Raw genomic sequence first — 6,575 nt, 5'->3', positions numbered from 1 at the left:
GAGGCCGGCGTCGTCGATGATGGCGGTGAGTAGGTAGGTGCACTTGCTGGCGAGGTCGAGGGTGGCGCCGCCGCGGGCGTTGGCGAGGGTGATCGCGGCGATCAGCTTGTCGGTGTCGCAGGGGACGGGAGTGCCCCTGGGTGCCTTCTTGCCCTTGCTCTTTTCGTCGGTTTTGCCGCGGTGCCCGCCGGTCGCGGGCGTCTCCGGCGTCCCGGGACGGTCCGCGGTCTTGCCGGGGCGGTCCTCGGCGCTGGTCGGGAAAGGCCGGGCAGCGTCCACGGGGGCGGCGGCAACCCCGACAGTGGTGAGGGCCAAGCCGGTCATCCCGGCTAGTCCGAGCGCCCACCATCGTGGCTTTGGGCGGCGTGGACGTGGCCCGCTCGGTTCGTGTTGGTGGTGCTGATGGTTCATCGCGCTCCGGTGTCCTTCCCCGTTTACGGACGAGGAGCCGCCCAGGGCGGTGCGGTGTGGCGCTCCTCGGGCTACCAGGTAGGTGGCAACCAACCCGAGTAAAATCCGTCATAGGGCGCTTAAGCAGCAGATATACGAATAAAGACCCCCAAACGAGATGCGAGCCTGCTTACACGTGCCGGGTAGTCGCGTTGAGCTGCGGTAGCTTTGCATCCCGTGACAGCACCTGAGATCACCGTTGCCATGCCGGGAGACCGTGAGCGGGTCGTCGGTTCACTTGTCGCCGCCTTCGAGAAGGACCCCCTGCTGCGATGTTATTTTCCCGACCAGGCGACCTACCCTGAGTACGCCACTGTCTTCTTCGGGTACCTCTTCGACAAGCAGGTGCATCAGCAAACGATCTGGACGATCGAGCGCGGAGCGGCGGTCGCGATCTGGCAGGCGCCGGGGGCAGGGGGCGAGGAACTGGACGGCGTTCTCGCCACTCACCTCCCCGCCGAGGCGCTGAGTCGCTTCGATGCCTTCCACAAGGCGATGGACGCGGCGGTGCCGGCAGAACCTTTCTGGTACCTCAGTGTCCTGGGCACCCATCCCGAGAGTATGGGTCGTCGGTGGGGCCACGCGGTTATGGCGACGGGGTTGCGGCACGCCGCCGCAGCGGGTCTTCCGGCGGTCCTGGAAACCAGCAACCCCGACAACGTCGAGATGTACCGGCGTGCCGGCTGGGAGGTGGCGAGCACCTTCGAGGAGCCGCTGCCCACCTGGATCATGCGGCAGTCCGGCTGACTGGGTTACCGGCCCCAACCACCTCGGCGGGACCGGCGGCATTGAGCGAGGCAGGACCGCCGGCGCGGTCGTTGGGCGAGGCGCCGGCGGTCACTGCCGCGATGCGTACCGGCAGTCAGCAGCAGCCCGCCTGGGTGCCGCTGCCCACCGTTTCCTTCGCCGCGGTCGGGGTGCAGCAATCGCTCGCCCCGGTCGGGGTGCAGCACGCGCCCTCGGTCGCCTTCGCCCCGGCCGGGGTGCAGCAATCGCTCTCGGTCGCCTTCTGGAGTTGGTCGGAGTCGGCCTTGACGGTGTAGACCTCCCACGGCTCGTTGCCGGGGCCGTGCACCCAGACCTTGTCCTGGAGCGCGTAGCAGCACTCGGTGTTCTGCTCCTCCAGGGTGGTGAGCCCGGAGTCGGCGAGTCGACGGGTCGCGGCGTCTACCTCGTCGGTGCCCGGCACCTCGACCCCCAGGTGGTCCAGCGCGGTGGCCTGGTCCGGCTCACCTTCCAGGAGTACGAGCTTCAGCGGCGGGTTCGCCACGGCGAAGTTTGCGTAGCCGGGGCGGCGCTTGGCCGGCTCGGTGTCGAACAGCTTCGAGTAGAAGGCGATCGAACCTTCGAGGTCGGAGACGCGGAGCGCGAGCTGTACCCGGGACATGGTTTTCCTCCTGCTGGGTTCGATCATCTGGTTGTCGGCGTGGGGTGCTGCGACGCCGGCTTCGCTGTCTAGATGTTTCTCGAAGCAAGCTCTAGTCTGCCCCCTGATTTGAAGACTGTCAACCTAGAGGCTTATCTAAATAGTCTTCCCGCTCTGCGGTGCCCCGGGCCCGTTCGCTGTTGATCGGGCCGTGACCGGCTGCGGAACCTCGACGTCGAGCCGGGGCTCTCCCTCTCGGGGGTGAAGAACGTGGGCCGCGAGCGCGGCGACCAGGCAGAGGATCGCGGGCAGGACGAACGTGTAGTTCAGGGGCATCAGCTGGGTGAGCGGCCCGATGACGGCGGGTCCGCCGAGCATGCCGAGGTAGCCGAGGCCGGCGACGCGGGAGACGTTGGTGCCGGCAGCATCCGGGTCGGCGTGACCGGCCGCGCTGAAGAGCTGCGGGATGGCGCCGGAGAGACCGATTCCGAGCAGCGTCCATCCGGCGAGAGCGAGTGGGATCGACGGCGCGAGCGCGATGGTGGTGAGGGCGAGCGCGGCCAGCGCACAGCCGTACCGGACGATGGCCACCGGACCGAAGCGGGCGGCGATGGTGTCGGTGAGGAAGCGCCCAATCGTCATGGCGGCGGCGAAGGCGCCATAGGCGAGCGCGGCAGTGGCGGCGGGTGTGTCGAACGCGTCGCGCAGGGACAACGTGCTCCAGTCGTTGGCGACGCCTTCGGTGAGCATCAGGATCAGTGCGAGTCCGGCGAGCGCCCAGATGCGCAGGGGAGTCTTGGTCCGGCGGCTCCCGGTGGTGCTGGCTGGGGTCCGCGCGCCGGTGTTCGTCGGCAACGACAGCAGTGCGGGTGCGGCGACGGCGGTGGCTGCCAGGCCGAGGAGGCTGACCGTGGTCAGCGTGGTGGTTGGGCTCCAGTCCCAGCTGAGGGTCCGCGCGCCGGCCAGCGCGGCGAGGACGCCGCCGACGGAGAACATGGCGTGGAACGCGGACATGATCGGGCGCTTGTAGCCGGCCTCGACCTGCACCGCGTGGGCGTTCATGCTGACGTCCAGGCAGCCGTTGCCGATACCCAGCACCAGTAGTGCCAGGCCCAGTGTCCCGGCGTTCCCAGCGAAGGCGGGCGGGATCAGCGTCGCGCTGCACAGGGCAGCGCTCAGAGGGACGATCCGACGCGCGCCGAAGCGGTCGGTGAGGGGTCCCACGACGTGCATCCCGACGAAGGCGCCGGCACCGAGGAGTAGCAGGAGCCAGCCGAGTGTGGCGTGGCTGATGCCGGCCCGGTGCTCGATGACCGGGATATGGACGACCCAGATCCCCAGGATGAAGCCGTTGAGGGTGAAGTAGGCGAAGGTGGCCAGCCGGGCCGCCCGTAGCGATTCAAACATGAGAGTGAACATAGCAAACAGTTTTTTTGTTCGGATCTCGAAATTTGAACGAAATTAGTGTTCAATGGGGGGATGGCGAGCGTGGACCGACACCGACAGATCACCGATGCCGTACGCCGGGCCGGCCAGCTCAGCGTCGCGGAGCTGGCGGAGCAGACCGGCACCTCGGAGATGACCGTCCGCCGCGACCTGGAGCTCCTGGCCGAGCAGGGCCTGCTTGAGCGCTACCGGGGCGGGGCCAGAAGCGTGCTGCTGCGCGGCGAGGAACCCCCGTTCGCGCTTCGGGCGAACGACGGTGTGGAGGTCAAACAACGAATCGGCGCGGCGGTGGCCGAGATGATCGCGGACGGTGAGGCGGTCGTCATCGACGCCGGCACCACCTGCCTCGCGGTGGCCCGCGCACTGGCCCGCCGCCGCCTGACCGTCATGCCGCTGTCCCTGCACGCGACCAACGCCCTCGTCGGCGCACCCCAACTGAGGCTGCTCCTGCCTGGTGGGGAGCCCCGCCCCGGAGAGTTGGCGCTGACCGGCCCCCTGGCGGAGGCATCCCTCGCCGGGCTGCGTTTCGACACCGCGGTCATCGGCTGCTGCGGCCTGACCGCCGCCAACGGGCTGACCGCGTACGACCTGGCTGACGCCGCGATCAAGCGCGCCGCGATAGCCGCGGCCCACCGCGTCATCGTGGTAGCCGAGGCGGCCAAACTCTCCCGTACCGCCCTCGCCCTGGTCGCTCCCGCCACTGCGCTGCACGCCGTCGTGACCACTGACGACGCCCCCCACGAGGAGGTGGACGCCCTGAAAGCCCTTGGTGTGGCCGTACGCCAGGTGTGATCTGTGAGCCGGTCTCCCGTGGGCCCAGCTCGTGGGGGATGCGCTGGGTGCTCGATAATCCGGGTGACAGCGGCGGTGTGGGCTGTCTACCCTGACGAAGTTCCGTTCACCCTGCTCTGGGCCGCTGCCCTGGGGAGAGAGATTTTATGATCCAGCCCGCGCCGAGCGCGCCTCGCTGCACCGTCCAGTAGTCCGTTTTCCCGATGCCGCTCCTTCCGAGCGGTACGTGACCGGACGTTATCTTCCGGTGCCTGACCCAGCCACCCATCCGGCGTGCGAATGCCACGACGGGTCGAGGCGAGGCTTGCTCGGCCTGCTCTTGCTGTCCTTACCGACATTTCAGCAAGGAGCACCCCGGGTGTCCAACACCAAGAAGACTCTCTCTCGTACGTCGCAGAACATCCTGACAATCGACACGTTCTCCTGCGTTCGGTGCGGCCTCACCGTGTCCGCTGCTGCCGCAGACGGCATCCGGCGCAATCACTGCCCGTCCTGCCTGCACTCCCAGCACGTTCACGATCATGTCGAGGGCGGTCCCAGTGACTGTCAGGGCCGGATGTCGCCGATCGCCATCGCCGTGCTCCGCACTGGCGACTGGATGGTCATCCACCGCTGCGTACGCTGCGATGAGCTGACCTCCAGCCCCATCTGCGCCGACGACAACCAGCTCATCCTGATGCGTATCGCCGTGCGACCACTGGCACAGCCCCCGTTTCCGCTCGAAACCTTCGGCGACCTCTGAACAGCTGGAGGTTTCGACGATGCCAAGGCGTAGCAGAAGCGCGCACGGGCGGGCGCGGGCCAACCGGCGGCCACAGCGACACAAGGACGTTCTCCACCGCCAGGGTGGGCATCGGGCGAACGACTTCCGATGCGTGGGCTGCCGGCTGGACGTGTCGTCCGAGGCGCCCGGCACCACGCACCGCAATCACTGCCCGAACTGCCTGGCCAGTCTGCACGTGGACCGGCGAATCCCGGGCGACCGAGCCGCGAGCTGTCGCGGCCGGATGGAAGCGTTGAGCATGTCGGTGCGGTCTGACGGTGAATGGATGATCATTCACCAGTGTCGCTCCTGCGGTGAGCTCAGTGCCAACCGGATCGCCGGCGACGACAACGCACTGATCCTCGTACGGTTGGCGGTGAAGCCGTTGCGGGATCCCGGCATCGCCCGGCGCATGTTTCTCGTACCGTGATCGGCCGATCGGCACCTGACCGCTGAGGTCGGTCGGCGGAGTGGGGCTCGGCGAGCTGAGCTGACCAGTTCAGCTCGCCGGGCGCCCACCACCACCTCGGCTCGCCGAGCCCTCACCACCACGTCCGCTCGCCGGCCGACCTTCTGCCACTTCGGACTGCCGGCGGATCGCCGCTACCCTGGCGTGATGTCCCAAGACCAACAGCTGGCCCCGATTCCCCGTTCCGGCGCGCGGCTCGGGCAGGAGTACGACCAGCTTCGAAAGACCGGCGACGTGCATCAGGTGCTGCTGCCGGATACCTCACTGGCCTGGCTGGTCACCAGCCCGGAACTGGTCTCCCGGGCGCTGGCCGACCCCCGCCTGGCCCTCAACCGAAAGCACAGCCGGGGCGGCTGGTCCGGATTCGCGCTGCCGCCGGCCCTCGACGCGAACCTGCTCAACCTGGACGCACCCGATCACACCCGACTGCGCCGCCTGGTCGGCCCGGCCTTCAGCCCACAACGGGTCGCCGCACTGCGTCCCCGGATCCAACGAACCGCCGAAGAGCTCGTGGACACGGTGCTCGCCACGGGCAGCCCCGTCGACCTGGTCACCGGCTACTGCACGCCGCTCTCTGTCCAGGTCATCGCCGACCTGCTGGGCGTACCGGAAGCTGGGCGCACCGATCTACGGGCCTGGACCGACACGATGCTCACCAGCTATCCGCCGGACCGGGACGCCATCCGGCAGGCGGTCGTCGAACTGCACGGCTACGTCGTCAACCTGATCGAGGCGAAACAACAGCGACCCGGTGACGACCTGCTCAGCGCCTTGGTCGCCACCGAGCAGGAGGGGGACCGGCTTACCCGGGACGAGTTGACCTCACTGGCCTTCCTGATCCTGTTCGCCGGGTACGAGAACACCGCCAACCTGATCGCCTCGACCGTGCTGCGCCTACTTGACCAGGGCAGCCTCCGTGGGGTGCGGGCCTCCGAGGCGATCGAGGAGACGCTGCGCCTCGAACCGCCCGCACCCGTCGCGATCCGTCGCTTCCCCACCGAGGAGATGACCATCGGGGGCGCCACGATTCCGGCCGGCGACACCGTGCTGCTGAGCATCGCCGCCGCCACCCGCGGGGCGGACGGAAGCTCCGCGCGGCTGGCCTTCGGCAACGGCCCCCACTTCTGCCTCGGTGCGGCCCTGGCCCGGGTCGAGGCCGAGGAGGCGATCACCGTACTGGCCCGGCGGCTGCCCAGCCTGGCGCTCGCCGTACCCGGGGCGCCGGTCCGGTGGCGGCCGACATTCCGCACGCACGGCCCCGCCGAACTCCCGGTCACCTGGTAACCGAG

The 6,575-nt window shown here is 68.7% G+C and carries 7 protein-coding genes and 1 pseudogene; 5 read left to right on the top strand and 3 right to left on the bottom strand.

The window, feature by feature from the left end:
* Window positions 1-411 (bottom strand): annotated as a pseudogene (locus tag H0524_RS24505) (right-handed parallel beta-helix repeat-containing protein); the annotation flags it as partial.
* A gap of 243 nt (window positions 412-654) precedes the next feature.
* On the opposite strand from H0524_RS24505, the gene H0524_RS06630 reads away from it, so the two are divergent.
* Window positions 655-1,197: an N-acetyltransferase gene (locus tag H0524_RS06630; RefSeq protein WP_180198054.1), complete on the top strand. Its 543-nt coding sequence runs from the start codon at window positions 655-657 to the stop codon at window positions 1,195-1,197.
* Window positions 1,198-1,312: 115 nt separating this feature from the next.
* Here the strand turns inward: H0524_RS06630 and H0524_RS06625 are convergent, their stop codons facing one another.
* Both H0524_RS06625 and H0524_RS06620 read right to left on the bottom strand, forming a co-directional pair.
* A complete protein-coding gene (locus H0524_RS06625; protein ID WP_180197862.1) occupies window positions 1,313-1,837 on the bottom strand; it encodes an ArsI/CadI family heavy metal resistance metalloenzyme in 525 nt (174 codons plus the stop codon).
* Window positions 1,838-1,972: 135 nt separating this feature from the next.
* Window positions 1,973-3,235, bottom strand: a complete 1,263-nt coding sequence (locus H0524_RS06620; protein ID WP_180197861.1) for an MFS transporter — start codon at window positions 3,233-3,235, stop codon at window positions 1,973-1,975.
* A 60-nt stretch (window positions 3,236-3,295) separates the two neighbouring features.
* On the opposite strand from H0524_RS06620, the gene H0524_RS06615 reads away from it, so the two are divergent.
* The 4 genes from H0524_RS06615 (at window position 3,296) to H0524_RS06600 (ending at window position 6,570) form a co-directional block, all read left to right on the top strand.
* Window positions 3,296-4,054 (top strand): DeoR/GlpR family DNA-binding transcription regulator, encoded by a 759-nt coding sequence (locus H0524_RS06615; RefSeq protein ID WP_180197860.1) that lies wholly within the window; start codon window positions 3,296-3,298, stop codon window positions 4,052-4,054.
* A gap of 358 nt (window positions 4,055-4,412) precedes the next feature.
* Window positions 4,413-4,796 (top strand): RNHCP domain-containing protein, encoded by a 384-nt coding sequence (locus tag H0524_RS06610; RefSeq protein WP_180197859.1) that lies wholly within the window; start codon window positions 4,413-4,415, stop codon window positions 4,794-4,796.
* 19 nt (window positions 4,797-4,815) lie between these two features.
* The gene (locus tag H0524_RS06605; RefSeq protein WP_026322979.1) at window positions 4,816-5,247 is read left to right on the top strand and encodes an RNHCP domain-containing protein; all 432 of its coding nucleotides are present in this window, start codon (window positions 4,816-4,818) and stop codon (window positions 5,245-5,247) included.
* A gap of 186 nt (window positions 5,248-5,433) precedes the next feature.
* Entirely contained in the window at window positions 5,434-6,570 is a 1,137-nt protein-coding gene (locus H0524_RS06600; RefSeq protein WP_180197858.1) for a cytochrome P450, read from the top strand.
* Window positions 6,571-6,575 lie beyond the last annotated feature (5 nt).

This window comes from Salinispora sp. H7-4, assembly GCF_013416675.1.
In the GTDB taxonomy this organism is placed as follows: Bacteria; Actinomycetota; Actinomycetes; order Mycobacteriales; family Micromonosporaceae; genus Micromonospora; species Micromonospora vitiensis.
This window is presented reverse-complemented; position numbering and strand designations above follow the sequence as displayed.